The sequence below is a fragment of the Mobiluncus sp. genome (assembly GCF_034180645.1).
In the GTDB taxonomy this organism is placed as follows: domain Bacteria; phylum Actinomycetota; class Actinomycetes; order Actinomycetales; family Actinomycetaceae; genus Mobiluncus.
In genome coordinates this window covers 46662-71979 of record NZ_JAXFNY010000002.1, presented here as the reverse complement: position 1 = coordinate 71979, position 25318 = coordinate 46662, and the positions used below count along the sequence as shown (strand labels likewise).

The 25318-nt window shown below is 55.5% G+C and carries 20 protein-coding genes; 9 read left to right on the top strand and 11 right to left on the bottom strand.

What is annotated here, in order from left to right:
• Positions 1-215: hypothetical protein (locus SPI05_RS00415; RefSeq protein WP_321075110.1), on the top strand; the 215-nt coding region annotated here is incomplete at its 5' end.
• 256 nt (positions 216-471) lie between these two features.
• Here SPI05_RS00415 and SPI05_RS00410 read toward each other — a convergent pair.
• The 5 genes from SPI05_RS00410 to SPI05_RS00390 form a co-directional block, all read right to left on the bottom strand.
• Positions 472-1599 carry a sugar-binding protein gene (locus SPI05_RS00410; RefSeq protein WP_321075108.1) on the bottom strand — a complete coding sequence of 376 codons (1128 nt, stop codon included), beginning with the start codon at positions 1597-1599 and terminating at the stop codon, positions 472-474.
• Between the two features lie 70 nt (positions 1600-1669).
• Positions 1670-2977 carry an ABC transporter permease subunit gene (locus SPI05_RS00405; RefSeq protein ID WP_321075106.1) on the bottom strand — a complete coding sequence of 436 codons (1308 nt, stop codon included), beginning with the start codon at positions 2975-2977 and terminating at the stop codon, positions 1670-1672.
• 18 nt (positions 2978-2995) lie between these two features.
• A complete protein-coding gene (locus tag SPI05_RS00400; protein WP_321075118.1) occupies positions 2996-4528 on the bottom strand; it encodes an ATP-binding cassette domain-containing protein in 1533 nt (510 codons plus the stop codon).
• Positions 4529-4708: 180 nt separating this feature from the next.
• Entirely contained in the window at positions 4709-5989 is a 1281-nt protein-coding gene (locus SPI05_RS00395; protein WP_321075104.1) for an AGE family epimerase/isomerase, read from the bottom strand.
• Positions 5990-6125: 136 nt separating this feature from the next.
• Positions 6126-6395 carry a hypothetical protein gene (locus tag SPI05_RS00390; protein WP_295027378.1) on the bottom strand — a complete coding sequence of 90 codons (270 nt, stop codon included), beginning with the start codon at positions 6393-6395 and terminating at the stop codon, positions 6126-6128.
• 443 nt (positions 6396-6838) lie between these two features.
• Between SPI05_RS00390 and trpB the strand changes: the two genes are divergently transcribed.
• Positions 6839-8071, top strand: coding sequence for a tryptophan synthase subunit beta (trpB, locus tag SPI05_RS00385; protein ID WP_307741344.1), 1233 nt, complete (start codon positions 6839-6841; stop codon positions 8069-8071).
• Between the two features lie 85 nt (positions 8072-8156).
• Here the strand turns inward: trpB and gatB are convergent, their stop codons facing one another.
• From gatB to SPI05_RS00365, 4 genes are read right to left on the bottom strand one after another with little or no spacing between them, the layout of a single operon-like run.
• The gene (gene gatB, locus SPI05_RS00380) at positions 8157-9656 is read right to left on the bottom strand and encodes an Asp-tRNA(Asn)/Glu-tRNA(Gln) amidotransferase subunit GatB (protein ID WP_297346576.1); all 1500 of its coding nucleotides are present in this window, start codon (positions 9654-9656) and stop codon (positions 8157-8159) included.
• Complete coding sequence (gatA, locus tag SPI05_RS00375; RefSeq protein WP_321075099.1) at positions 9653-11176, bottom strand: Asp-tRNA(Asn)/Glu-tRNA(Gln) amidotransferase subunit GatA; 1524 nt, start codon at positions 11174-11176, stop codon at positions 9653-9655. The genes gatB and gatA overlap by 4 nt, the downstream gene beginning before the upstream one ends.
• Positions 11177-11179: 3 nt before the next feature.
• The gene (gatC, locus tag SPI05_RS00370; protein WP_282921785.1) at positions 11180-11476 is read right to left on the bottom strand and encodes an Asp-tRNA(Asn)/Glu-tRNA(Gln) amidotransferase subunit GatC; all 297 of its coding nucleotides are present in this window, start codon (positions 11474-11476) and stop codon (positions 11180-11182) included.
• A gap of 48 nt (positions 11477-11524) precedes the next feature.
• The gene (locus SPI05_RS00365; RefSeq protein ID WP_295027375.1) at positions 11525-13066 is read right to left on the bottom strand and encodes a cell wall-binding repeat-containing protein; all 1542 of its coding nucleotides are present in this window, start codon (positions 13064-13066) and stop codon (positions 11525-11527) included.
• A 139-nt stretch (positions 13067-13205) separates the two neighbouring features.
• Between SPI05_RS00365 and SPI05_RS00360 the strand changes: the two genes are divergently transcribed.
• Positions 13206-14537 carry a phospholipase D-like domain-containing protein gene (locus tag SPI05_RS00360; RefSeq protein ID WP_321075097.1) on the top strand — a complete coding sequence of 444 codons (1332 nt, stop codon included), beginning with the start codon at positions 13206-13208 and terminating at the stop codon, positions 14535-14537.
• A gap of 125 nt (positions 14538-14662) precedes the next feature.
• Here the strand turns inward: SPI05_RS00360 and ligA are convergent, their stop codons facing one another.
• A complete protein-coding gene (gene ligA, locus SPI05_RS00355) occupies positions 14663-17056 on the bottom strand; it encodes an NAD-dependent DNA ligase LigA (RefSeq protein WP_321075116.1) in 2394 nt (797 codons plus the stop codon).
• Between the two features lie 175 nt (positions 17057-17231).
• Here ligA and SPI05_RS00350 point away from each other — a divergent pair, with 175 nt between their 5' ends.
• From SPI05_RS00350 to SPI05_RS00340, 3 genes are all read left to right on the top strand, one after another.
• Positions 17232-17795, top strand: a complete 564-nt coding sequence (locus SPI05_RS00350; RefSeq protein ID WP_321075095.1) for a DJ-1/PfpI family protein — start codon at positions 17232-17234, stop codon at positions 17793-17795.
• Positions 17796-17967: 172 nt separating this feature from the next.
• Positions 17968-21240: an FtsK/SpoIIIE domain-containing protein gene (locus SPI05_RS00345; RefSeq protein ID WP_321075094.1), complete on the top strand. Its 3273-nt coding sequence runs from the start codon at positions 17968-17970 to the stop codon at positions 21238-21240.
• 136 nt (positions 21241-21376) lie between these two features.
• Complete coding sequence (locus SPI05_RS00340; protein ID WP_295027371.1) at positions 21377-21640, top strand: WhiB family transcriptional regulator; 264 nt, start codon at positions 21377-21379, stop codon at positions 21638-21640.
• A gap of 116 nt (positions 21641-21756) precedes the next feature.
• On the opposite strand, the gene SPI05_RS00335 is transcribed toward SPI05_RS00340, so the two are convergent.
• The gene (locus tag SPI05_RS00335) at positions 21757-23223 is read right to left on the bottom strand and encodes a sensor histidine kinase (RefSeq protein WP_321075092.1); all 1467 of its coding nucleotides are present in this window, start codon (positions 23221-23223) and stop codon (positions 21757-21759) included.
• 63 nt (positions 23224-23286) lie between these two features.
• On the opposite strand from SPI05_RS00335, the gene SPI05_RS00330 reads away from it, so the two are divergent.
• Genes SPI05_RS00330 through SPI05_RS00320 form a run of 3 tightly spaced genes read left to right on the top strand, consistent with a single transcriptional unit; the run spans position 23287 to position 25310 of the window.
• Positions 23287-23799: a DUF2505 domain-containing protein gene (locus SPI05_RS00330; protein ID WP_321075090.1), complete on the top strand. Its 513-nt coding sequence runs from the start codon at positions 23287-23289 to the stop codon at positions 23797-23799.
• Positions 23800-23854: 55 nt separating this feature from the next.
• Positions 23855-24655, top strand: coding sequence for a thymidylate synthase (locus SPI05_RS00325; RefSeq protein WP_321075088.1), 801 nt, complete (start codon positions 23855-23857; stop codon positions 24653-24655).
• 13 nt (positions 24656-24668) lie between these two features.
• Positions 24669-25310: a dihydrofolate reductase gene (locus SPI05_RS00320; RefSeq protein WP_321075114.1), complete on the top strand. Its 642-nt coding sequence runs from the start codon at positions 24669-24671 to the stop codon at positions 25308-25310.
• The last annotated feature ends 8 nt before the right edge of the window (positions 25311-25318 follow it).

Sequence of the window (25318 nt, the reverse complement as noted above, 5' to 3'; positions counted from 1 at the left end):
AGCCAGAAAAACCTGACAAACACGGTCCTCATCAAATCAGAAAACCGCAAAAACACAAACAAAAGCACCCAAAAAAGGGCACCAAAAAACGCGTAAACAAAAAACAAAACGCTATCGAGATCAAAACCAACAAACCCACTCACCGATCCATCCCAGTTTTCACCGAGATTTCAACAATCGGGGCGTTGCTCACCGCAAAAGTGCGCAACAGATAAAACTATACACGTCACTTTCGGAGAATGCAAATCTGAGTCCCTATTCACACATCCCGGGCGTGTCGGAAAATAACATACCATATATGTTGGCGCAGATAGAGCCACTTGGATTGCAGCACCGGCTACACCAAGAATGTTGGCACGCAGGACAGACAGTCATTAAACAGCTGCGGCCCCGCCGGATACGACGGGACCGCAACCAAATCTACATAGAGTAGGGTCTCGGTCTAGCAGGCCAAAATCCTAAACTAAAGGACTACTTCACAGAGTTAACCGCTTCCAGCTTTGTGGGCTCGTCCTTGTAAACTTCCGCAGCGTTGTCCTTCGTTGCCACCACCGGAGGCAACAGGAAGGCCGGGACAACCTTCTTAGTGTTGTCGTACTGCTTGTCATCCACAGCCATGCCGTTAAGGTCCTTCACGTCCTTTTCGCCCTTCAAGAGCTTCTGAGCCAAAGCCACAACGCTTTCTACCAACGGCTTGGTCGGCTTGGAAATGGTGGAGTACTGCTTGCCCTGCATGATCCACTTGAGAGACTCAATCTCAGAGTCCTGACCGGTCACGACCGGGAGGGTCTTGCCAGCCTGTTCGCAAGAGGACAGGACAGCGCGAGCCAGCGTGTCATTCGGGGAGAGGATACCGTCCGGAACCTTGTCGCCGGGATAATTTTGGGCCAGAATAGCATCCATACGGCTCTGGGCGTTCTTGGGATCCCATCCCTGTGTAGCTGCCTGAGCTTGAGTGTTCTGTCCTGAGCCAATTGTCACCTTGCCAGCATCAATCTGGGGCTGCAACACAGACATGGCTCCATCAAAGAACTTCGCTGAGTTCGAGTCATCGTTAGAACCCGCTACCACTTCGATGGTCCACGGGCCGCCAGGTTTCTTGGCTTCCAAGCCTTTCAGCAAAGCCTCGCCCTGCTTCACGCCCACGCCAAAGTTATCGTAAGCAACGTAGTAGTCGACGTTCTCAGTTGCCATCAACAGGCGGTCGTAAGCAATGACGGGTACGCCAGCATCAGCAGCCTTCTGCACCTGATTACCTAAGGAGGTGCCGTCAATAGCGCCAATGATTAGAGCCTTCGCTCCATTGGTGAGCATCGTATCAATCTGGTTTTGCTGTTCAGAAACACCATTGTTCGCGAATTGAACCGAGCACTTCAGGCCCTCGCTCTTGCACAGGTCGTTGAAGTACTTCTCGGCTTCTACCCAGTTCTCAGAGGTCTTTTGAGGCATAGAGATGCCCAAATCCAGACCAGTCGAGCTGCTTGCCCCGGCGTCGTCTCCGGACTTATCAGCGTTGCCGGCATTGCCTGCACAGCCTGACAGTGCGAACGCCAATGCGCCAGCGGCGCCAAGAACGGCGATTCTCTTGATTATTTGCATGGCTACCTCACTTTTGTGTCGAGTCCTGGTGCCCCAGGTTTGGGCAGTTGCCCAAGTTCTTTGTGACTAATTAGGCCTTCGCTTCCTGCTCAGGCGATTCTTTTTTCGAGTCATTTTCAGGCACAAGCACCGTGTCGGACGATGCTTGGTTACGTTTGCGAGTGGCACTGAATAGGCCAATAATCGAAGGTTTGCCCTGTTTCTTGGACAGTACGTCAAAGGCTACAGCAAGAAGCAGCACCAGACCTTTAATCATCTGAGTCCAGTCTGTGCCCACGCCAAGCAGCTGCAAACCGTTGTTCAGGAAAGCCATCACCAAAGCACCCACCATGGTGCCGCCCAAAGTACCAATACCGCCCCAGACTGAAGCGCCACCGATAAATACGGAGGCGATGGCATCAAGCTCCCATAAGTTGCCATCAAACGGTGTAGATGCTCCGGAACGTCCCACGAAGCACACCGCCGCGATAGCTGCCAGGACCGAGGAGTTGAACATTACAAAGAAGTTCACTTTCCTCACCGAGATACCGGTTAATGCCGCGGCCACGCGGTTACCGCCTACGGCGTAGATGCCTCGCCCAAGAGGAGTGTTGCGAGACAGGAAGTTGTAGAACAGGAACAGCAAAATCACGATGATGCCAGAGATAGGCAGGGAAGTCCCCGGTCGTCCAGTCGCAAAAATCCATCCAAACAGCAGGATAATAATGCAAGTAAAGACCACCTGAACCACAAAAATCCAGCTAGCGGGCAGTTCTGCTCCAGCCTTCGCCAGACGGACACGCTTGCGGGTGCGCATGAACACCATCAGGAGAGCGGCAATCATGGCTAAGATGATGGTTTCCGAGTTAATTATCCAATTACCTATGGCTATAGGCGGCAACCAATTCATATAGCCGGCACCGATGAATTTCACCTGATCCGGAACAGGAATCGACAGGGACTTGCCAATAAACTGGTTCATCCCGCGGAACAACAACATACCGCCCAAGGTCACAACGAAGGCGGGAACCCCCACGATGGCAACCCAGAATCCATGCCAGCTACCGATAATCACACCCACAATCAGCGCGACACCGATGCCAAGCCACCAAGGCAACCCCGCTCCGGATTGCTCAGACGTGACCTTCGCCAGCACAATGCCAATTACGGCCGCCACCGAACCAACTGACAGGTCGATGTGTCCAGCGATAATCACCAGCACCATGCCCATCGCCAGAATCAGCACGTAGGTGTTTCCAGAAAGGACGTTTTGCAAGTTTTGAGCAGAAAGAACGGTACCACCCGTCAGGAACTGGAATAAAAGAATTTCCAGAATCAAGACGATAACCATAGCCAATTGGCGCAGGTTGCCGCCTAGTAGTTGTTTCAATGCTGGCATTGGTAATTATCCTCCCTGTTAGGCGGCAGCACTGCCGGATTTAGAAGTTGTGGGATTCATGAGACGCATGAGCGACTCTTGGTCGGCATCTTTCGTATCGAATACACCGGTGACTTTTCCTTCAAAAATCGTATAGATACGGTCTGTAATGCCCAGTAGCTCCGGAAGTTCGGAAGAAATCACGATGACACCGATTCCAGCGGCAGCAAGTTTGCCGATGAGCGTGTAAATCTCAAATTTGGCGCCCACATCAATCCCACGTGTCGGCTCATCCAAAATCAATACCTTCGGGTCGGTGTACATCCATTTAGCAAGCACGACCTTTTGCATATTTCCACCGGAAAGTGACGATATGAGGTTATCGATTGAAGGGCTCTTGATACGCAAGTTCTGGCGATACTCCTCAGCCGTCTGACGGACTGTGTGCCAATCAATCGCGAGGGTGTTGCCGGTAGCTTTCTTTAGTTTCGCAGAGATAACTTCACCTTTGATGTCATCCAGAAGGTTTAGCCCCTGCACCTTTCGGTCCTCCGGAAGATAGGCCAGTCCGGCTTCAATAGCGGCTGGAACCGACCTCATAAAGATTTCTTTACCTTCCATGAACGTTTGACCAGACTCAAAAATTCCATAGGAATGGCCAAAAACTGAACGTGCCAGCTCGGTACGCCCCGAACCCATCAACCCCGCCAGGCCCACGACTTCTCCACTGCGTACCTGGATATTCGAGTTTTTACAGATGAGCCGCTCGGTATTGACCGGGTGATACACTCTCCAGTCTCTGATCTCAAACAGCACTTCGCCAATATGCGGATCACGGTCGGGGAAACGATTGTCCAGAGGCCGACCCACCATGGAGTGAATGATGCGGTCCTCGTCGACGTTGCCGTCTTTAACTTCCATAGTCTCAATCGTTTTTCCGTCACGTATCACGGTAATCGCGTCAGAAATAGCAGCGATTTCATTGAGTTTGTGAGAAATCATAATCTGGCTGATACCGCTTTGACGCTGCTGGCGCATCAGGTCCAACAAATGGGCCGATTCTTCCTCGTTCAGTGCGGAAGTCGGCTCATCAAGGATCAATAGTTTCACGTTCTTGGACAGAGCCTTGGCTATCTCCACCAGCTGCTGCTTGCCCACCCCAATCTCTTTGATGGGGGTATCCGGGTCATCGTCTAGACCCACTTCCCGAAGTAATTCCACGGCGCGTTTTCTAGTCTGGAACCAATCTATGCCTACGCCCTGCTTAATTTCGTTGCCCAAGAAAATATTTTCGGCAATTGAGAGTTCAGGAATCAGTGCGAGTTCCTGGTGGATGATACCAATCCCGGCTGCTTCCGACTCTCGGATGTTCTTAAAACGGCGAACCTCGCCTTGGTAGACGATGTCCCCCTGATAGGTTCCATGGGGCCATACTCCAGACAGCACTTTCATCAGGGTAGATTTACCGGCACCGTTTTCACCGCACAGGGAGTGGATAGTGCACTGTTTGACCTGGAAATTGACATCATCAAGCGCTTTGACACCGGGGAATTCCTTGGTGATATGGCGCATCTCTAAAATGTTGCCTACATCCTTAGATTCGTTCACTTCTGCTCCTAGACTTCACTGTCTGGCCAATTACACCGAGTTCTTGCGTAAATACGTTCAAAAGCCGAACGAAAGTCTACCAATTTGTGTAATCGGTATCAATTCTCAGATATCTTTGATATTTCAAGTATTTCTGAGCCTATTTCATGCGGATTTTGAATGTTTCAACGCCGCGGCAAACCCCGGTTGCGCCGGCAGGTTAACCAAGAACATTGCTTGTCCCGCATGGTAAATGTCCGCTTTTCCAACCCAGGTGACGCAGGCGGGCTGATTATTCACATCAAGTTCATGGGACCATTGTCCTGGATGTTGAATGAATTTGTCTTGCGCGTAAACACAAAACTTGTCAGCCCACTGCTGGGCCAACTGCGGAAGTTGGGAATCTGAACTGAAGCGAGCGGCGAGCTTAGAAATCATCAGGCTTACCCCGATAGCTTCGCAAATGACCCAGTGCATCCGTTGGGAGGAAACCGGGCGGCCCTCGAAGTCTGTCGTGTAGGGAATCCCATCGGCGCCATCGCTACCCCACGCCGCCAGCGCGGTACGGTAAAGTCCCGCTGCGGCCTCGTGAACCCAATCCAAATTCAAATCTAACCCAGCAGCCTCGGCTGCGGCCTGGAGCTGCAAGATCAGACGTGCCCACTCAAAACCGTGACCCGGCGTGGCTCCCCACGGACGGAAAGGGTCATTCGGCTTATCGCGGTTGTAATCAGGGTCTATACGCCAGTTACTGGTGTAATGTTCGGGAATTCTCCAGTCGTATTTCCTCGCTGACTCATTAATAATTTTTGTGGCAATGGACGCACCCCGCCGCAGGTATTCGGTGTCTGCAGTCGCATCGAAAGCTGCCAGGCACGACTCCAAAGTGTGCATATTTGCGTTCGCACCGCGGTAGTCTTCCAGCTCTGTCCAGTCCCTAGCGTAAGATTCTCGGGCTCTCCCCGCTGATTCGTCCCACCAGTAAGCATCCTGGATGCGCCTGGCTTCGTCCAGCAGTTCGCGCGCCCCGGGAATTTCCGCGACAGTGGCTGAGCTGGCCGCAATAATCACGAACGCATGAGCATAGGCTTCCTTACGGGGTCCATTCTCAAGATTGGGGCGAGGCTGCCCCGATGCATCAAGTTCCGTGTCAATCCACGAAAACCAGCCACCATATTCCCGGTCCACAAAGTATTCCCGCAGTGCGTGAATCCCGTGCGCGGCCAGTTCGCGGGATTGTTCGGGATGGATTCCCGCCAGGGCAAACAGCGAAAACATATGTGTCATTCGGCAGTTAATCCACAGTTGAGCTCCCATTTCGGGCATGACCGCACCTTCAGGCCCAAGATAACCAAATCCGGCAGGAACCTTTGATTTCATGCCGAATTCACACAACGCTGGAAGCTCGCGGGCAGCCAAAGAACGCAAATCAAGAAATTCACACATAGCCAGAATTCTAATGGAGCAACACTGGCCTCACAGAGTTACCGATTGTCCAAAAATAGCCAAACCCTTAAATGCAGCTGTGTGCGCGAACCAGCGTCTGTTCGCACACACAGATTTATGAATTTATGGGGGAAATCTAAGCAGCGCGGTTATAGGTGAGGCACTCGCCTGTCTTTCCGCCAACTTTGACGGCAGGCGCCTGGCACTCCAGGTGCTCATTGAAGCTGCAGTCGGATTTCTGGCAAGCCCCGACCGCGGCTTGTTTTCCGAGGCCTCCGACCTGAGGCAAGGCAATAAAGGTGGAGCAGCCCTTGGTGCCCATGGTCATCGCGGTGGCTTGGCAGCCGTCGTGGTTGTAAGAGCAATCGGATACTGCACAATCACTAACTACCGGTTGAGTACTCATGGTTTCTTTCCTTTCGGGATAAGTAACAGATATGAATAAATATTAATTACAACTGTCAACTATTTTGTCTCGATTGTAAACCCTCACCTTAACAACTGGCGTTTCCGCAGTTCAGAACCTTGCAATAATAACGAAACGTATTAATTAATTATATTAGAAAGGCTATATAGAGATTTTTAAATAACGATGACAATTCTAATTCGAGCTGATTAAGCAAAATAGATGTAACCTAAAGATGGATTAAACTACCCTTCCCCGCTCCGAAGGTCAAAATCTCCACACCCAGCGCCAACAGGCATCGATTCATTATATGAGACAAATCTGCTCGAATACTGGACACTACTGTACTTGCGGTGAAAAACTGCGTACCTTTATCTTGTGACCGGTCCAAGCTCGGACCAAATCGGTTTCAGTATGGAATTGCGAAAACTTTGGAGGAAGAGATGAATAAGTACCGCGATTTTGACAACTATCTGAAGGAATACCCTGATGAAAAGGGATACTTCGGCAAATACGGTGGCAACTATCTGCAGGACCCGGAGCTGGTCAAAGCCTTTGACGAGTACGCGGAAGCCTATAACACCATTGCCCAATCCGCCCAGTTCATTGCCGAGCTGCGCCGTATCCGTAAAGATTTCCAGGGCAGGCCCACCCCGGTCTATCACTGCCAGCGTCTGAGCCAGAAACTGGGGCGCACCCAAATCTACCTCAAGCGCGAGGACCTGAACCATACCGGGGCGCACAAGCTCAATCACTGCATGGGCGAAGGCCTATTGGCTAAATACATGGGGAAAAAGAAGCTCATCGCGGAAACCGGAGCGGGTCAGCACGGCGTGGCCCTAGCCACCGCCGCCGCCTACTTCGGCCTGGAATGCGATATCTACATGGGTGAGGTCGACATCGCCAAGCAGGCTCCGAACGTGGCGCGCATGAAGGTACTGGGCGCACGCGTCGTCCCCGTCAGCTTCGGACTTAAGACCCTGAAAGAGGCCGTGGACGCCGCCTTCATGGCTTACTCCGAGGAATATCACGATGCCATCTATTGCATCGGCACTGCCGCCGGCCCCCACCCCTTCCCGGTCATGGTCAGGGATTTCCAGGAGGTCGTTGGCGTGGAGGCTCGTGCCCAGTTTATGGAGCAGACTGGACACCTGCCGGACAAAGTGATGGCCTGCGTAGGGGGCGGTTCCAACGCGATTGGGATGTTTGTGCCGTTCCTGGCTGACCCGGTCGAGATTTTTGGGGTCGAACCACAAGGGCGGGGCACGGCTTTGGGCGATCACGCGGCCTCCATTACCTATGGCGGCGAAGGCGTAATGCACGGATTCAACTCGATTATGCTCGCGGACGAAAAAGGCAATCCCGCGCCGGTCTATTCCAACGCCTCCGGACTGGACTACCCCTCGGTTGGCCCGGAGCACTCCCTGCTGCACGACATGGAGCGCGTCAACTACGTAACCATTCGAGACGAGGAGGCTATTGAAGCCCTGTTCATGCTTTCCCGCTGGGAAGGCATCATTCCTGCCATCGAAAGTTCCCACGCCCTGGCTTATGCCATCAAGGAAGCCCGCAAAGGCAAGACGGGATCAATCCTGGTGAACCTGTCAGGCCGCGGGGATAAGGACCTCGACTACGTGATTGAGCATTACGGCACCGGCGAGGACTACGTCAAATAGACCCAAAAGGTAAGTTCTAAAAAATGTTTTGTTCCCGGACCAAACGGTCCGGGAACAAAACATTTAAGCCGGAAATCAGACCGGTTTACAACCCAAGTTCGGCCATAATCAGGGACTTTACCGTCCCCGCATCGGCTTGACCGCGGGTGGCTTTCATAACCGGGCCCATCAGCGCACCAATAGCCGCCATCTTGCCGCCTTTAATCTTTTCAACGACATCCGGGTTGTCCGCAATCGCCTGCTTGACGGCAGTTTCCAAAGCGCCCGTGTCAGAAACGACCTCCAAGCCGCGCGCTTTCACGACCTCTCCAGGATTACCTTCTCCGGCAAGAACGCCAGCGATAACCTGTTTCGCCAACTTGTCGTTAATCTTGCCGTCCTCGACGAGGCTTTGCAGCTCAGCCACCTGGGCAGGAGTAATCGGCATTTCCTCCAGGTCTTTTTCCTCGCCCTTGGCCAAACGCGCAATTTCGCCCATCCACCACTTGCGAGCCCCGCCCGCATCGGTTCCGGCTGAAACCGTTTCCTCAATAAGGTCCACCGCTCCGGCGTTGACGATATCGCGCATTTCGATGTCGGTGAATCCCCACACGCCCTGCAGACGCTTGCGCCTCACGGCAGGAAGCTCAGGCAGACTCTGGCGGATTTCCTCCACCCATTCCCGGCTCGGCGCCACAGGCACCAAATCCGGTTCGGGGAAGTAACGATAATCCTCGGCATCGGATTTCTCACGGCCTGAAGAAGTCGTCCCGTCCGCAGCGTGGTAGTGGCGGGTTTCCTGGACGATTTTGCCGCCCTCGGCAAGGATTGCCGCCTGGCGACGCATTTCGTAACGCACGGTTTTCTCGATGCCTCTAAAGGAGTTCACGTTCTTGGTTTCCGTGCGGGTCCCCATCGGATCCTCCGGTTTATTGCGCAAGGACACGTTCACGTCAGCGCGGACATTGCCGCGCTCCATGCGGGCTTCACTAACCCCGATAGCCCGGAAAATATCCCGCAAGGTGCGCACATAAGCGGCGGCAACCTCGGGGGCGCGATCCCCGGTCCCGATGATGGGTTTGGTGACGATTTCTACCAGTGGCACTCCGGCACGGTTGTAATCCACCAGGGAGTGGTCCGCGCCTTGGATACGGCCGTCCTCTCCGCCAATATGCGTGTTCTTGCCGGCGTCTTCCTCCATGTGGGCACGCTCGATTTCCACCCGGTACACGGTACCGTCCTCCAACTCGACATCGAGCCAGCCGTCGTAACAGATTGGCTCATCATACTGGGAGGTTTGGAAAGCCTTGGTCAGGTCGGGATAAAAATAGTTTTTCCGCGCAAACCGGCAGTATTCTGCGATTTGGCAGTTCAGTGCCAAACCAATCCGAATCGCGTATTCCACGGCTCGCTTATTGACTACCGGCAGGCAGCCGGGCAAACCCAGGGAAACCGGGGTGATGTACGTGTTTGGGTCGCCCCCGAAAGCATTGGGAGCCGCGTCGAACATCTTGGTTTTCGTGCCCAGTTCAACGTGAACCTCCAACCCCAAAACAGGATCGAAACGTTCGGTAGCCTTGTCATAACTCATCAACTTGTCGCTCATTTCGCACCCTCCTTCCATGCCGCGGCCGGACAGGGCGGCATCGGTTCACTCGACTTTGCCAGTTGGGCTTCCATGCGGGCTGCCACCTCATACATGGTGACGTCTCCACGGGTGGGAGCGAGAATCTGTACCCCTACGGGCAGACCGTCTTCCGCGGCCACTCCGGCAGGAATTGAAATACCGGGAATCCCAGCCAAGTTGGCGGGAATAGTCGCCACATCGTTGAGGTACATACTCATCGGATCGTCGAGTTTGTCGCCAAACTTGAAAGCGGTGGTCGGGGCGGTGGGTGTGAGCAGCACATCACACTGTTCAAAGGCCGCCGCGAGGTCACGCTGCAGCAGGGTTCGTACCTTTTGCGCCGAACCGTAGTAAGCATCATAGTAGCCTGCTGACAAAACGTGAGTACCCAAAATAATGCGGCGCTTTACTTCATCTCCAAAGCCCGCCTCACGAGTCGCCGCCATCATACGTTCCGTGGTGACCTCACCGTCCTGTGGCAACACCCGCAGGCCGTAACGTACCCCATCGAAACGAGCTAGGTTAGACGACACTTCCGCCGGCATAATCAGGTAATAGGCCGCCAAAGCGTACTCAAAAGAGGGGCAATCCACTTCGACTACGTTCGCCCCCGCCTTTTGCAGACGCTCCACAGCCTGTTGGAAACGCTGCAACACTCCAGCCTGGTAGCCTTCGCCTTGCAGCTGCTTGACGACCCCGACACGCAGACCGGTCGCATCTGTGCCAATGTCGGCCAATGCTCCGGTAATATCCGGTACCGGTTCGTCCAAAGACGTGGAATCCAGCGGATCGTGTCCCCCAATAATCATCTGCAGCGCCGCCGCGTCGCGCACGTCACGAGTGACCGGGCCAATCTGGTCCAGGGAGGAACCCATCGCAATCAAACCGTAGCGGGACACTGCCCCATAGGTCGGTTTCGCACCCACGGTACCGGTGACAGCCCCGGGCTGGCGGATAGAACCGCCCGTGTCCGATCCCAGCGCCCACGGCACCATGAAAGCTCCCACCGCGGCCGCCGAACCACCGCCTGATCCGCCCGGAATCCGCTCCAAATCCCACGGGTTGCGGGTCGGGCCGAAAGCCGAGTGCTCGGTAGACGATCCCATGGCGAACTCGTCCATGTTGGTTTTTCCCAGGATAGGCAGTCCCGCTTCCTGGAGTTTTAGCACGATGGTGGCGTCATAGGGCGGCAGCCAACCTTCCAGGATTTTTGAAGCGCAGGTGGTGGGCTTGCCCCGCTGCACCATGTTGTCTTTAATCGCAATCGGCACGCCCGCAAAAGGGTGCAGTTTCTTGCCGGCGGCACGGTCCGCGTCTACCTGTTTAGCGGTTTGCAGCGCCCCGTCCACGTCGACGAAGAGGAAAGCGTGAATGTCCTTATCGAGGTGTTCAATCCGGTCGGCAAACACTCGCACCAGTTCCTCACTGGTGACTTCTTTCGCCGCCAGTTTCGCGGCCAAATCGTGGGCTGACAGTAGGTAAAGTTCTGTGTTACTCATAAGTTACTCCTCCCCGATAATCTTGGGCACGCCGAACATCCCGCGGTCTGGTTGCGGGGCGGCCTGAAGTACCTCATCGTGGTCGAGGCATTGACCCACCTCGTCCTCACGCCACACGTTAGTGAGCGGAATTGGGTGCGAAGTCGCCGGAATGTCCGGTTTCGCTACCTCGTTGACTTTCGCTACCGCCTGGGTAATCACATCCAGTTCAGCGGCGAATTTGTGGATTTCTTCCTCGGTCAGCGCAATTCGGGCCAAGCCAGCGACGCGCCTCACTTCATCAGCATCAATAGTCGACATATTACTGAGTCTAGCGAAAAACGCAGCGCGGTGCTTAACCCTATTTGCTTAGGGTTGTTCCATCATTTCCAGTTCCGCCGGGTCAAAGAAACTAATGTGCACATGGTCAAAGTGATCTTGAGTAACATTGGTGGCCAGTTCCGGTTCTTTCATCAGTTCGCCTTCAAACCATGAAGCCTGATAAATCGTGTTCCGGAAGATGATGTATTTGACGTGCAGTAGCTCCCCGTTGGCTGTGAAATACGACACGATTCGGTTCCCGTAATCTATGGCGGCTTGACTTGACCAGGGACCAGCCCCGGCAATAGGCAAATCTATGGCCAATCCGCGAGGATGCTCCCCCGAATCTGTATTTGGATTGCCGCGCTTGCCGGAAATCCACTGGAACCCGCCAATGTCTCTAGACACGCAGCGTAACCCGACTAGAGCAACGTGTTGCAGCCCTTGAGACTCCCATTCCGGTTTAGTAACGGGACAATTCTCCGGTTCGCTGATGGTGGGGCGAAGACGCCAGGGAATCCAGTTTCCTTGTAGAGCAGAGATAATTTCCTGTTCCACCGAGGCAGCTACTGCCCCTTCGCCTCCAAAAATATAAACAGTACTATTAGCACTGTTTCCCAGAAGCATTCCTCCGGCAGCTTCGGCGAGAGTTTGACTGTTGGTCAGCAAGATAGAGGCAAAAGGCACCGAACCTGCCACTATAGCATCTGCGAAATTGTCTCCCCTGGCTACAATGACTCTGGTCCGAGCGGGAGCTTCGCCCTTGTTTGCCCCCGAAACGCCGTAGCCAAAGGCGGAAAGCATGGGCTGCCAAACTCTTGAAGACTGCGCATAGCCGGAAATCGCTGCGGCCGTTTCATAGCGATTTGCTCCATCCAGAGAAAAAGCAGCCGGATAATGCAAATTCCTGCCCCCAAGCTGAACAACTTGAGTACCTTGAGCAACGCAACTATCGACGTATTGGCGTTGGTTTGCGGTTAATCCTGAGGATTCGGAAACCAATAACAGCGGATTGGACAGTGCTCCGGCTGCAACTGCGTCGGGAGAACCTTGTCCATCCGCGCCAAATGCGCCGGCGAGATAAATCTCTGTAGGACACTTTCCCTGTGCGGAACGCTTGGCGATTTCTAAGGAGGTTTCCTGACGATTGTCCCCTTGGATTCGCGCAGTCGATGCTCCTGCAGCTGCTTGCGCAAATTCCTGCAGCACGGCGTCCGGGACGGCGCCTTGTCCCCCGAGCGCGATGACCTGGGAAGGATGCTTGGAACGCAGATACTCGAGGGAGACATCATTGCCTATTCCATCGGGACGAGCCAACAAAATAGGACCCTCGTCTAAAGAACCAGCAGCTAGAGCATCAGCAGCCACATCATATCGAGCCACAAAAACTACATTTGGACTAGGCCAAAAATGCTGGGCTACCTCGGCTGCAGTTTCAATCCTTGAGTTGCCAGCAATCCGTGTTAACTCGAGATTTGTTTCAGCATAACTCGTCGATGGCTGCGCAACGGACGTCAATGCTAGACCAAACGTTAAAACAACGGCTATCGAGACCGCGGTTCTACAGGGGGTGAGACGCACGTGGAGCATAACTTTATCCTCATCAATACACGCTAACAAATGATTTGTCCCCCATGATAACTGTTCTCCTTTCTGTTTTTGTTGGGTTTATCCTCTAAACTTCTAGTGTGGAAGGAACGTTGGCATGAGGAAACAAACGAAAAACCCAATGCAAGAAATTCTTAAACAAAGCAATGTCAAGCCCCGCGGCGAGGCATTCCGTCGACTCGCCCGTTTCTTTACCCGACTTTCTGAACTGGCGGTAAAGACCCCTCAGGAACTGCCCAAAGTGTTGGCACGATTTTTTGGTGGGTTCCTGCTGTTTGAGCTCATTGCCGGGGCGATAACAGTCGTTATCGATACTCTGAGAACCTGGCGTCAGTCCACTGTCAAGCCTTTTCCGATCACTCAACTGCCCGAAATCAGTTTCGCCGAGGACAAGATGCAGGTCTACACCTCGGGGATTGAGGTATACACCGCGATGCTGCAAGCCATCCGTTCGGCGCAATCTCACGTCTTCTTTGAGACTTTCATCTGGAAGAATGACGAAATCGGGCATTTGTTCAAAGAGGCTTTGATTGACGCCGCCAAGCGCGGGGTCGAGGTCTTCATTATTTGGGATGCTTTCGGCAACATCAATGTTCCCTCCGCCATGACTCGCTTCCCTCACCTACGTAACCTGCACGTTCTGCGTTTCGGGCTGTTTCGTTCGTTCTTTCTCTCGCTGCGTTCCACCGGGCGCGACCACCGCAAACTCCTCACCGTTGACAACAAGGTTGGGTTTATTGGTGGGTACAATATCGGTTCACTCTATGCGACTCAGTGGCGCGATACCCACCTGCGTGTGACCAGCCCGTCAGTGTGGGAGCTGACCGACGCTTTCACCGATTTTTGGAATGCTCATAAAACCCGGCATCTGCCTAGGCTGCCCCAATTTAAGCCCCGCCAGTGGATTCCTGAAATCGAAGTGGCTCGCAACGAACCGAACCGTCTGCTATTCCCTGTCCGCGGCCTGTATATCAAAGCGTTGAACAAGGCTCGAAAGCGGTTTTGGATTACTCAGGCTTACTTCATTCCGGATCGGGATATTTTGGACGAACTCATTGCGGCAGCGTGGCGCGGGGTGGATATTAAAGTGCTGATGCCGGAAACCTCCAACCATATTGCGGCCGACTGGGTGGCTCGCTCATACTATTCCCCAATGTTGGAGGCCGGGGTGGAAATCTGGCTCTACCAGGAGGCTATGGTCCATGCCAAGACCGCTACCGCCGACGGCTGCTGGACCACAATAGGGACCGCGAACATCGACCGTCTGTCTATGACCGGCAACTATGAAATTAATATGGAGATTTTTTCCACCGACCTGGCCGACCAGATGGAACAAGTGTTCCTCAACGACTTGACCAACGCTCGGCAACTCACCCTGGAGCAGTGGGAGGAACGACCCGTCGTTAATCGGGTCATTGAGCGTCTGTTGCGCCCGCTCGGCTCGGTTTTGTAGAGCTGGATATTCAGGGGTTTCGCCCACACGTCAGGAATCCGCCGGTGGCTACCCGCGGCTTGCACTGCGCTCAGAACCATGCTGCCCACGTCTCGACCCGGGCTGCCGCCAATCGCAGGACTGGCTCAGGTTCGCGACAAGCCCTTTTCTAGCAGGGCGTTGAAGTCAGCAGATTCGATGACGGGAATGCCCAGCGCCTGGGCTTTCGCCAGTTTTGACCCCGCGCCTGCACCGGCCACGACCAGGTCAGTTTTTTTTGATACCGAACCAGTCGCTTTCCCTCCGCGGGCTTCTACCGCTAACTGGGCGGATTCACGAGTGTAGCCGGGGACGTTTCCGGTGATGACTACGGTCAGGCCGGCCAGGGTTGGTGCTAATTCCCCAGCCAGAGAGGTTCCGCTCGCCGTTTCAGCTTGGCTGACTGCCCCGACTCCCGCGGCTTCCCAAGCATCAACGATTTCTTGATGCCACGGGACTGTGAACCAGTCGTGAATAGAGGCGGCAATGACCTCGCCTACTCCCTCGACTTCACCGAGCTGTTCCACGCTAGCGGCTCGGATAGCAGACATCGTGGCAAACTGTCGGGCTATGGTCCGAGCCGCGACCGGGCCCAGATGCCGAATGGATAGGGCCACCAAAACCCGCCACAGTTCTTTTGACTTCGCAGCTTGTAGCTGCTCAAAGAACGTCTGGACGACTTTCCCAGCCACGGGAGGCCCGAAGCGCTGTCCGGTAGCTTCCTGAGCGGCTTTCGGCAATGGTTTTGGTTTCGCCCAAAAGAACCGAACCTGTTGCCAATCCCGACCGTCAGTGCCCGGAATCTCGCGCCACACCATCACGTCGCGTAAATCCTCAGGCTGCAAAGCAAACAAACCCGCTTCTGAAGTCAGGACCGGGGACTGAACAGGCGGCAAGAGATCCTCGATAGCTTCCAGGCCGAGTTCCTGACCAGGCCGAACAGCGACAATGGTTCCGTCCTCCAGCTCACAGCGACCCCCAGCCGCGAGGGCAGCAGCCACATCGGCGCGCCCGAACTCCGGCTGGGTTAGCGCTAGAGCGCCTTCCTCACCCAAGCCCTCAATGTCCAAGGCGTTGCGTGAGCCTACGTGAATGAGCCTCTCGGTGATCTGTGCCGGGCATCCCGACTGATTGGGACAACGTAAGTCAATGTCACCTTCCTTTTGCGCTCCGAGCCTAGTCCCGCAGGAGGGGCAGGTATCGGGCATCACCCATTGGGGCAAACCAGCTGGCCGGAGGGACATTACCGGCCCTAAAATTTCGGGAATGATGTCCCCTGCTTTGCGCAACACGACGGTGTCGCCGGGCCGTACGTCTTTCCGGGCGACTTCTTTGGCGTTGTGCAGCGTGGCGCGCGAAACGTAGGAGCCGTCAACCAAGACCCGCTCCATCACCCCGAAAGGTGTGACTCGTCCGGTGCGTCCCACCTGCACCTCGATACCCAGCAAACGGGTGTGGACCTCTTCGGGAGGAAACTTGTAGGCACACGCCCAACGTGGCGCCCGCGCCGTAGACCCCAGGGCGTCCCGTTGTGCAAAGCTGTCAACTTTCAGCACTACGCCGTCAATCTGGTGGGCAAAATCGTGACGATGCGCCGTCATCTGGTCTAAAACCGAGTGAACCTCGGAGAGGGAGCGCATTCCCGCCAGAGGTAACCCCAAGCTGGCGGGGGTTTCCCGCACGGAATGCAAACCCCACGATTCCAATAACTCATAAAAGTCCTCTTGGGTCCCCAGCTGCGCTACCGCTTCGGGGCTAGCCCAACGTACTTCCCCAACCCCATGGGCTAAAAACGCGAGGGGACGCTTTGCCGCCTGGGCGGGGTCTTTTTGTTTCAAAGATCCGGTGGCCGCGTTGCGCGGATTAGCAAACGGTTTTTCTCCGTCCCGTTCGCGGGCCGCATTCATAGCGTCAAAATCCACCAACGGCAGGTATACTTCGCCGCGAATTTCCACCAGTTCCGGCACTATTTCACCATCGAGCAGTACCGGCACGGTCGCGATGGTTTTCACGTTTTCAGTCACGTCCTCGCCGGTAAATCCATCCCCGCGCGTAGCCCCAACCTCGAGCGTCCCGTGAAGGTAGGTCAAACTCATGGCCAACCCATCTACCTTGACCTCGGCAGAAACCGAGAAATCCTGACCTTCCAGGCTTTTTTCCACCCGCGCCCACCAGGCGTCAACCTCCGCGTAAGAGAAAACGTCATCGATAGACCCCATCTGTTGCAGGTGGCGATGCGGGGGGAACCCCTCCGAGCTAGCCGTTTGCCCGCTACCCCCGACTGTTTGCGTTGGCGAGTCCGGGGTCACCAGGCCGGGGTAGGCCGCCTCCAACAGCTGCAGTTGTACGAACAGGGCGTCATAGTCCGCATCGCTCAGCCGGGTCACGCCGGTTTCAGGAGTTTCGTCGTAGTAGTCCGTGCGCGCCGCCTCGATTTGGTCCACCAGGTCAGCATGTTGGGCTAAAGCAGACTCAGGGATAGAGGTTTTTTTCTTCACGATTCCATCTTAAGGCCAGCCGGAGACGAAAAATCCGCAGTTTCGCCCCGGTGCTGTTTGCACAGAATTTGTCGCTGTGTCGCCCGAAATTAACCGGGGCTTCCTTCCTGAGACCCCCCGCGAACCCTTCCGTCGCTATACTTGGATACGAAACTGATTCTGATGGTTAGGAGACGAAATGGAAGCCAGTATTTTTGTGGCCGATGGTGTCGAGGAATGTGAAGCCCTGCTGGTCGTGGACTTGCTGCGGCGCGGAGGCATCGAGATACAAACGGTGGCGGTCAACGATGCCGCCGGTGATGATGAAAAGGCGCGAACCATCGTGAGTTCCCACCGGGTTCCCCTGACTTGCGATGTTCACATCAACAACTTTGCTCCTAGCAGCGAACAAGTCCTGATTATTCCCGGTGGCAAGCTCGGGGTAAATAATCTCAAGGCATCAGCCAAACTATCCCAGATTCTGCGTTCTCACCAGGGGAATCTGGCGGCGGTGTGCGCCGGGCCGACCGTGTTGGGGGCGCTGGGCTTGCTCGATGGGCACAGAGCAACTGTTTATCCCGGTTTCCAAGACGGCCTGGGGAACGCCGACTATTCCGATACCGGCTTGATTCGTGATGGCCGGATTATCACCGCGCGGGCGCTGGGCTCCTCCATCGACTTTGCTTTGGCTATTATTTCTCTGCTGCGTGATGAGGCTCAGGCGCAACAGGTCGCTGCCCAGATTTGCTACCAAACTCACTGATTTTCCTGGTTTAGGTTCCTTCGGTTACTGTCCTGGTTCTCTGGGATAGAGTTGCTCTTTGAACAGGTTTTGCACAACTTTTTGAGGGTTATCAACAAGTCCTCACCCAAGGTTATCCACAACCTGTGGATAACCGTTTGCGAAAATCGGTTGCGGTCCCTAACTTGAGGGTATGGAACATTTTTTGCAACCAAGGGCGGCTCTGACATCTCCGTTGCTCTGGGTCGTTGTCAAAGGACCCGATTCAGGCCAAGCATTGCCAGCGATTCCAGGGATTTTTGGCAGACTGAGCGGACTGAGCGACCCGCAAGTCTCGCGTCAAAATCTGCACCTGGAGCCGTCGAAAAAAACTTTGCGCGCTTTGCCGTTCCCCGGTTCCGCACCTGTGTACAAAATGTGGAAAACGTTACCCTGGACCCATCGGATACGTCGGGCATGCCGCCTCAAGCCCGGTGCGCGCCTAAAACTTGGGGCCACCATCTTGCGCCTAAGCCACCGTCCGCCTGACCTTCGTCTGACTCCTCCCCCGGCGCCGCGACAGTTTGCGGGACGCACCGCTTTGTTTATGTTCCTGCCGCTGCTGCTCATGTTGGGTTTGGGGGCTTTCCTGGGGTGGCGCCTGCTGGTGATTCTGGGCATTGCCGGCGCAATTGCCCTGGTGGTGTTCATCCGACGGGCGCTGGCAGTACCGAATCCGGAAAAACTGTGGCTTGCCTCTGCCACCCCGCTGACGATGCCCTCGCAAAAGGTCACCGCGATTCGGGTGTTTTCGGGTCGGAAACTGCGCCGGCGTGTCCTGCAGATTCAACCGGGAGAAACGCTGTGTTTCACAGGAGCAAAAGGCGCAGATCAAGCCCGGTGGGTCATCGCCCAGGCCATCCTGTTTGGTCAGGCTCGGCTCAGCGAAAAGAATCCCAACCCGTGGCGCGGAATCAAACCTCGCGAAGAACCGGGCCAGGCCTCACCGCAAACCCTGGTGATTCGCGTGTTCGACCCCGGCGAGACCCCGCATTTGGAGACGGACGAAGTCGGGATGACCATCACCGCCGATACCCCTCCGCCGTGGGCGCAACGTATCCTCAACCCGTCCCCACGCCGCCGCGTTATTACGGCCGCCTGGTTCGGCTCTCTCCTGGAGGCCTTGGGGGACAATCCGCAGCGCCTTAGCTTGACCGCCATACCCCCCGCCGAAAGCCTGCCCGACTTGGTTGATGTCAGCCAGTGGTGGCAAATCAGTCCCGAAGCTATCGCCCAAAGCTGGCAGACACCTCCCCCAGGCTTGTGCGCTCAGCTCGGGGTGAGCACCGCAGATAGTCCGTGGCTGGTTGATTTGGTGAAAGAAGGACCTCACGCCCTGGTGGCGGGCACGACCGGGGCCGGGAAATCGGAGCTGCTGACCACGTGGTTGATGGCACTGGCTTTGCACTATTCTCCCCGCGATTTACGGTTTATTTTGCTTGATTACAAGGGTGGGGCGGCATTCGAGGCGCTGGGAGCGCTGCCCCACACTCACGGCGTATTGACGGACTTGACGCCGCAACTCACCTCTCGTGCTCTAGCGTCCCTGGAGGCATTCCTGAAGCAGCGCGAGACGGTTCTGTCCCAGGTTAAAGCCCGCGACCTGGAGCATTATCACCAGCTCACGGGACAACGGCTACCTAGAGTCCTCATCGTGGTGGATGAATTTCGCGCCCTAGCCACGGATCATCCCGAAACTTTGGAAAACCTGATTCGCCTGGCTACGCACGGACGTTCGCTGGGACTGCATCTGATTTTGGCTACGCAAAAGCCCGGTGGGGTGGTTAACGGCCAGATTCTGGCTAATACCAACCTACGGATAGCTCTGCGGGTTCGTTCTCCCCAAGACTCGACCGAGATACTCAGCGATACGCGGGCGGCGAGCCTCCCGCCCATTCCGGGGCGTCTGTTTTGGGAGGGGCTCACCTCCGGCGTGGCACAAGCCGCCTGGTGCGGAAAAGCCGACTGGGTACGCCACTGTGTGAATCAGATTCGCCAAGCCTGGGAGCAAGGCTGCGACAATGCACCCCTACCGGAAATCTGGTGTCCCGATTTGCCCTTGGCCCCGCCGTGTCCCCCCGGCAGTTTTGCCCTGCTGGACTTTCCCCACCAGGCTCGCCAAAGCTGGCGTTTGCCCCAAACGAGCTTGGGGCTTTTCGGCAATCCCGGCAGCGGACGGACTACCGCCCTAGCCACCCTAATCACGACGTGGCTGGGGCAAAATCGCTCGGTGATAGTCATCACCCCCAATCCGTCGGCCTTCTGGAACCGGTGGAGCAGACTGAGCGAACCGTTGGCCTCCCCGCTCCAACGCATTCTCACCGTATTCTCCCCGAAAGACTTGTGGAAACTCGATCAATTCATATCCTTAGCGGCTGACCGTGGTTTAGAAGGGGCCGCGGTGGCTATTGACCGCGCGGATTTACTGGCAGACGAGCTGGAACGGCTCTATCCGGGCCAAGGGGTCAAGCGCCTGGAAACGTTGCTGAGCGAAAATGGGGCGGGGGGCTATTTGCTGGCTTTCACGGCTCCGTTGAGCGCTGGGCATACGGCTTGGGGGGCCTTGGCTGGGGAAAAGTTTGTGTTGTGCCCACGCGATACGGTGGATTTGCATTCTGCCGGCATTGAATCCAACGGAGTGCGCGGGCGCCTGAGCGAGGCTTTGCCTGCCGTAGTTACGCCCGGCCGCGGGGTGTGGCAAATCGGCAACACGTGTGCCACCGCCCAAATCGGTCTGCCCAACTGTGAGGGTTTAGTTGAAATGGCTGGCATCATGCCTGGTACGGGCTCTCCTAACGGCAAACCGACGACCCCGAGCGGCGAGGCAATTGTCTTAACAGATCTGCCGAAAGTGTTTTCCCATCGAGAAATGCCCCGCTCCGCTCAGCAAGTTACGTTAGGCTGGTCCTCATCGCGCCGTGATTGGCTGAGCCTTTCGCCCGCGCGGCGTCACTGGGTAGTGGACGACCTCACCGAGATGCGTCCCCTGGTGGCTCAATTGAAACGGGAATATCGCCGTCTCGGCTATCAGGTGATTGAGGCAGAAGATTTTGAACTTGAACACATTGACCGGGATACCTTTGTCATTGTCTCCAATTCTGAACATAACACCCCTAACCTGAATATTTTACGGGAGCGTATTGAGAGTAGCCTGAAGTTTGACCTAACATTCCTAGAATTGCGTTCACCTGGGCTTATGCCGGGAAATTTAACCCTCTCATTACCAAATTTTACCAATCGGAAAGTGACGCTAACCCATTTAGGAAACACCATCGAAGCCAGACACCGGGCGGCAAATTACCTCGATATCGAGATGGATTTCGTCCGAAAAATCCAGGTTATTGGCGAATTTCCAGCGATTTATCAGACGGGCTCCGAGGTGGGCGCGCTACTCCCTCCAAGTGCTAATGTGACACATATCACCTGATTTTTGAAAAATTCTTCATTTACATCTCTTGAAAATGCGCTGGAATGATGTCACCCTTGTTAAGTCGAATTTATTCCACGCAAAAGTTTTACAAATCCCTAACCGAATCTTTTGCACCGAACTCTAAGGAGCAATTATGGACTGGCGTGATCAAGCAGCTTGCTTAACCGTAGATCCTGAACTTTTCTTTCCCGTGGGGAACACCGGCCCGGCATTGGCTCAGATTGAAGAAGCTAAGGCCGTGTGCGCGACCTGCCAGGTTGTGGACGTTTGCCTGAAGTGGGCTCTGGACAATAACCAAGATGCCGGCGTCTGGGGCGGCACCAGCGAGGATGAGCGCCGTTCTTTGAAGCGTCGCAATGCCCGCAATGCCCGTGCGCGCCGCGCTTCGAGCCTCTAAGTTACACGCCTCTGGGGGCGTCAAACCCGGGAAAGACCCCGCTGGTGGTGAGCGCATTAAGTGGCTCACCACCACGGTTTTTTTACTAGCCCAGCAGGCTACCGGAAGCTGCCGACTTACAGCTTGGTAGCGGTGAGGCGCACAATCGTACCGCTCGCGGGAGGCTCTCGGTTTTCCCACTGCACCGTCCCGACCAGTTCGGTTTTGACCAAAGTCTGGACAATCTGAGTGCCCAAGCCTGAACCGACCGATTTGCCGGTGAGGCCGTGTCCGTCGTCGGTCACCGTCACCACCAAAGTCTCGTTGTGGTAGTCCTGGTGGGCCTCGACCTCTACCACCCCGCCACGACCTTCTAAACCGTGTTCGATTGCGTTGGTCACCAGCTCGGTAAGCACCAACCCGAGGGCAGAGGCCGAGTCCGCTCCCAGCGTCCCAAAGCTGCCCAAGAAACGCGTCTCCACGAAGTGGTCGGAGGACGCCGCGGTCGCCACCAAAGCCAGTAGTTTACGGAACATGTCGTCAAAAGACACGGTCTCATCAACTGTATGTGACAGCGCCTCGTGCACCATCGCAATAATCGAAATTCGCCGTTCCGCCTGAGACAATTCCTCTTGAACCACCGCGTTATCTGAACGGCGAGCTTGCAGGCGCAACAGAGCACTGACCGTTTGGAGGTTGTTTTTCACCCGGTGATGCACTTCGCGAATGGTGGCATCTTTGCTCAACAGTTCCTTTTCACGATGGCGTTTTTCGGTCACATCACGGCACAGCAGCAGGGCTCCAATCCGTTCCCCTTCCTCGACCAGCGGTAGCGAACGAATGGTCAAATCCACTCCGCGCACGTCAATCTCGGCCATAGCCGAGGATCTTCCCCGAAGCACCGTTGACAAATCCTCATCGATGACGGCGCCTTTTTCCAACAGCGGCAAGATGGAGTCGCTAAGTTTCGTACCATGGAGCTGGTTGTGAAAACCAAGCCGTTTAAAAGCAGAAATCCCGTTCGGTGAACAATGTTCTACCAGCCCCTCATTATCCAGCATCAAGGCCCCATCGGCCACCCGGGGATTGCCGTGCTTACCGGTAGTCGGAGTGACCTCGAAAGGAAAGTCTCCGGCCGCCACCATCTTCCACAGTGTCCGGGAAACCGCTTTAAACCAACCCTCGCCACCAATCTCGCCGACCTGGAAAGCCAGGTTGGTTTCAATCGCCAGGACTCCAATGTTTCGTCCCGCAAAAGGCACGGGCACCAGCACCTCGGATACCGTGTTCATACCCGTCCAACGGCGTACGGGGTTCTCGATAATCTCGCCTTTTAACTGGGCCTGTTCCAGCAAGGGCAGACGAGTGGCAGGCAAGTTCAGCCCAATCACGTCATCGAGGTGAACCGTAGGTCCGGTGGCTGGACGGCAGTGAGCCGCGCAAGACATGCCGTCATAACGGTTCGGCAGCCACAGCAACAAATCGGCTTGGGACAGGTCAGAGATGATTTGCCAATCCGACACCAAACGATACAGCTGTTCTACAGCATCTTCGGTCAATACCTGGAATGGGGGTTCCCCCAGGGAGCGTTTAAACGTCGACACCTTCTCAGGTTATGCGTTGGGCTGTGTTTTGAGCAACCTGCATTTAGAATATAAGGGTAATTGATGCTTCAGGAGAGACCCGACATGAAATTCACCCAGACCCTGGCTTATCCCGGATCTCGCGCCCAAGTCACCGCGATGTTAAAAAACCCGGAATACTATAAAAAACGCTGGGCGGATTTGGATGATCACGCCCAAGTTGATTTGAGCCTGGTCGATAACCGTATCCGGGTATCTTCCACCGTGTCCATTTCTACTGAATACCTGGACCAACTGGCCAACAAGCTCAATACCGGGCTGAACCTAAAAGTGGTGGAAGTCTGGGATTTGAATCAGTCCGGGTGGGTTGAGAACGGCACTATGAGCGGCTCGATGGCGGGTGTCCCCGTAAAGTTTTCGACCACTATGGTGGCGAAATCTGAGCCAACTCCGCAGTCCGGCACCGAGATTACGCTGGAGGGCGAAGTTACCTGCGCGATTCCTTTTTTTGCGGCGGGCGTAGAGCGAGCCGTGGTAAAGACCATTGAAAACGCCTTCGCCAAAGAGACCGTCAAGGCGGACGAATTTTTGCTGTAGGGGTCCCTGATACAGTGGTTTTATACCGCCTTCAGCGTGTTTAAGAAGGGAAGATATGACCATCACCGACCACCAATACGAGGACTTATTAGCCGACATTATGTCCCACGGCGTGGAAAAACCCGACCGTACCGGCACGGGAACCCGCTCGATTTTCGGGCGCCAGCTGCGCTATGACCTCTCGCAAGGATTCCCCGCCATCACGACCAAGAGTCTGTACTGGCACGGCGTGGTCGGCGAACTGCTGTGGTTCTTACAGGGGGGGACGAACAACCGCTGGCTTAAGGAGAACAACATCCATATCTGGGACGAGTGGGCAGACGACTCGGGGGATTTGGGACCGATCTACGGTCATCAGTGGCGTGCCTGGCCCACCGCGGCCGGCCCGGTGGATCAGGTGAGAAACCTGCTCGATACCCTGAAAAACGACCCCTCTTCCCGACGAATGCTGGTGTCGGCCTGGAACGTTTCGGAGTTGGATCAGATGGCTCTGGCTCCCTGCCACGCTTTCTTTCAATGCTGGGTCGGGCAAGGCCGGCTCTCCCTGCAGATTTACCAGCGTTCGGCGGATATGTTCCTGGGGGTGCCTTTCAACATCGCCTCCTACGCTTTGCTGACCCATATGCTGGCTCAACAGTCTGATTTACAGGTCGGCGAACTCGTGTGGACCGGCGGAGACTGCCACATCTATGCCAACCACGTGGACCAGGTCACTCAACAGCTGTCCCGCGATCCTTTCCCCTTCCCCACTTTGGAACTGGATAGAGCCGACTCCATTGACGGCTACACTTTTGACATGATTCGTCTGGCGAATTATCAACACCACCCCAAGATTTCCGCTCCCGTAGCGGTCTGACATGAGAGGCAGCATGGTCGGCTTGAATACTGGCGCAAATAAACCGGTACACAATCCCTACGGATGGACTCCGCCAGTCTCTCCTGACCCGACCCCCATCCCGGAGGGCTCACCGACTGAATCCCGCGCCGGACACGGTATCGGTGTCCTCGGGATGATTTGGGCTGAGGACAAGGCAAAAGTGTTGGGTGCTGGCGGCAAAATGCTGTGGCACGTCCCCGCGGACTTCAAGCATTTCAAAGACACCACTATGGGTAATCCAGTGATTATGGGACGCGCCTCGTTCCTCTCCCTGGGACAGGCGCTGCCCGGTCGACGCAATATCGTCCTCACCGGGTCTCGTGAGTTCACCGCCCCTGATGTCGAGGTAGCCCACAGCCTCAACGAAGCGTTGGAACTGTGCGCCAACACCCCCCAGGTGTGGATTACCGGCGGAGCGAAAGTGTATCGCGAAGTCATGGAGCTGGGACTGGCGGATTTACTGGTAGTCACCCAGCTGGACATGACCGCGATGGTGCCTCCAATGAGCACGGTGGCTTATGCCCCGGTCATCGATCCGGTTCGCTGGCAACTGGATCTGACCCGTTCGGACGAAAACTGGCGCCCGAAATCTGGGGACGCTGCCTGGCGGGTACGCTACTACATCCCCCGCTAAACGTTCCG

What these genes read in the sequence shown, in the direction of transcription:
- SPI05_RS00410 (WP_321075108.1), bottom strand. Translation starts at nt 1,599, where the DNA reads ATGCAAATAATCAAGAGAATCGCCGTTCTTGGCGCCGCTGGCGCATTG.
- SPI05_RS00405 (WP_321075106.1), bottom strand. Translation starts at nt 2,977, where the DNA reads ATGCCAGCATTGAAACAACTACTAGGCGGCAACCTGCGCCAATTGGCT.
- SPI05_RS00400 (WP_321075118.1), bottom strand. Translation starts at nt 4,528, where the DNA reads ATGCGCCATATCACCAAGGAATTCCCCGGTGTCAAAGCGCTTGATGAT.
- SPI05_RS00395 (WP_321075104.1), bottom strand. Translation starts at nt 5,989, where the DNA reads ATGTGTGAATTTCTTGATTTGCGTTCTTTGGCTGCCCGCGAGCTTCCA.
- SPI05_RS00390 (WP_295027378.1), bottom strand. Translation starts at nt 6,395, where the DNA reads ATGAGTACTCAACCGGTAGTTAGTGATTGTGCAGTATCCGATTGCTCT.
- trpB (WP_307741344.1), top strand. Translation starts at nt 6,839, where the DNA reads ATGAATAAGTACCGCGATTTTGACAACTATCTGAAGGAATACCCTGAT.
- gatB (WP_297346576.1), bottom strand. Translation starts at nt 9,656, where the DNA reads ATGAGCGACAAGTTGATGAGTTATGACAAGGCTACCGAACGTTTCGAT.
- gatA (WP_321075099.1), bottom strand. Translation starts at nt 11,176, where the DNA reads ATGAGTAACACAGAACTTTACCTACTGTCAGCCCACGATTTGGCCGCG.
- gatC (WP_282921785.1), bottom strand. Translation starts at nt 11,476, where the DNA reads ATGTCGACTATTGATGCTGATGAAGTGAGGCGCGTCGCTGGCTTGGCC.
- SPI05_RS00365 (WP_295027375.1), bottom strand. Translation starts at nt 13,066, where the DNA reads ATGCTCCACGTGCGTCTCACCCCCTGTAGAACCGCGGTCTCGATAGCC.
- SPI05_RS00360 (WP_321075097.1), top strand. Translation starts at nt 13,206, where the DNA reads ATGCAAGAAATTCTTAAACAAAGCAATGTCAAGCCCCGCGGCGAGGCA.
- SPI05_RS00350 (WP_321075095.1), top strand. Translation starts at nt 17,232, where the DNA reads ATGGAAGCCAGTATTTTTGTGGCCGATGGTGTCGAGGAATGTGAAGCC.
- SPI05_RS00345 (WP_321075094.1), top strand. Translation starts at nt 17,968, where the DNA reads ATGGAACATTTTTTGCAACCAAGGGCGGCTCTGACATCTCCGTTGCTC.
- SPI05_RS00340 (WP_295027371.1), top strand. Translation starts at nt 21,377, where the DNA reads ATGGACTGGCGTGATCAAGCAGCTTGCTTAACCGTAGATCCTGAACTT.
- SPI05_RS00330 (WP_321075090.1), top strand. Translation starts at nt 23,287, where the DNA reads ATGCTTCAGGAGAGACCCGACATGAAATTCACCCAGACCCTGGCTTAT.
- SPI05_RS00325 (WP_321075088.1), top strand. Translation starts at nt 23,855, where the DNA reads ATGACCATCACCGACCACCAATACGAGGACTTATTAGCCGACATTATG.
- SPI05_RS00320 (WP_321075114.1), top strand. Translation starts at nt 24,669, where the DNA reads ATGGTCGGCTTGAATACTGGCGCAAATAAACCGGTACACAATCCCTAC.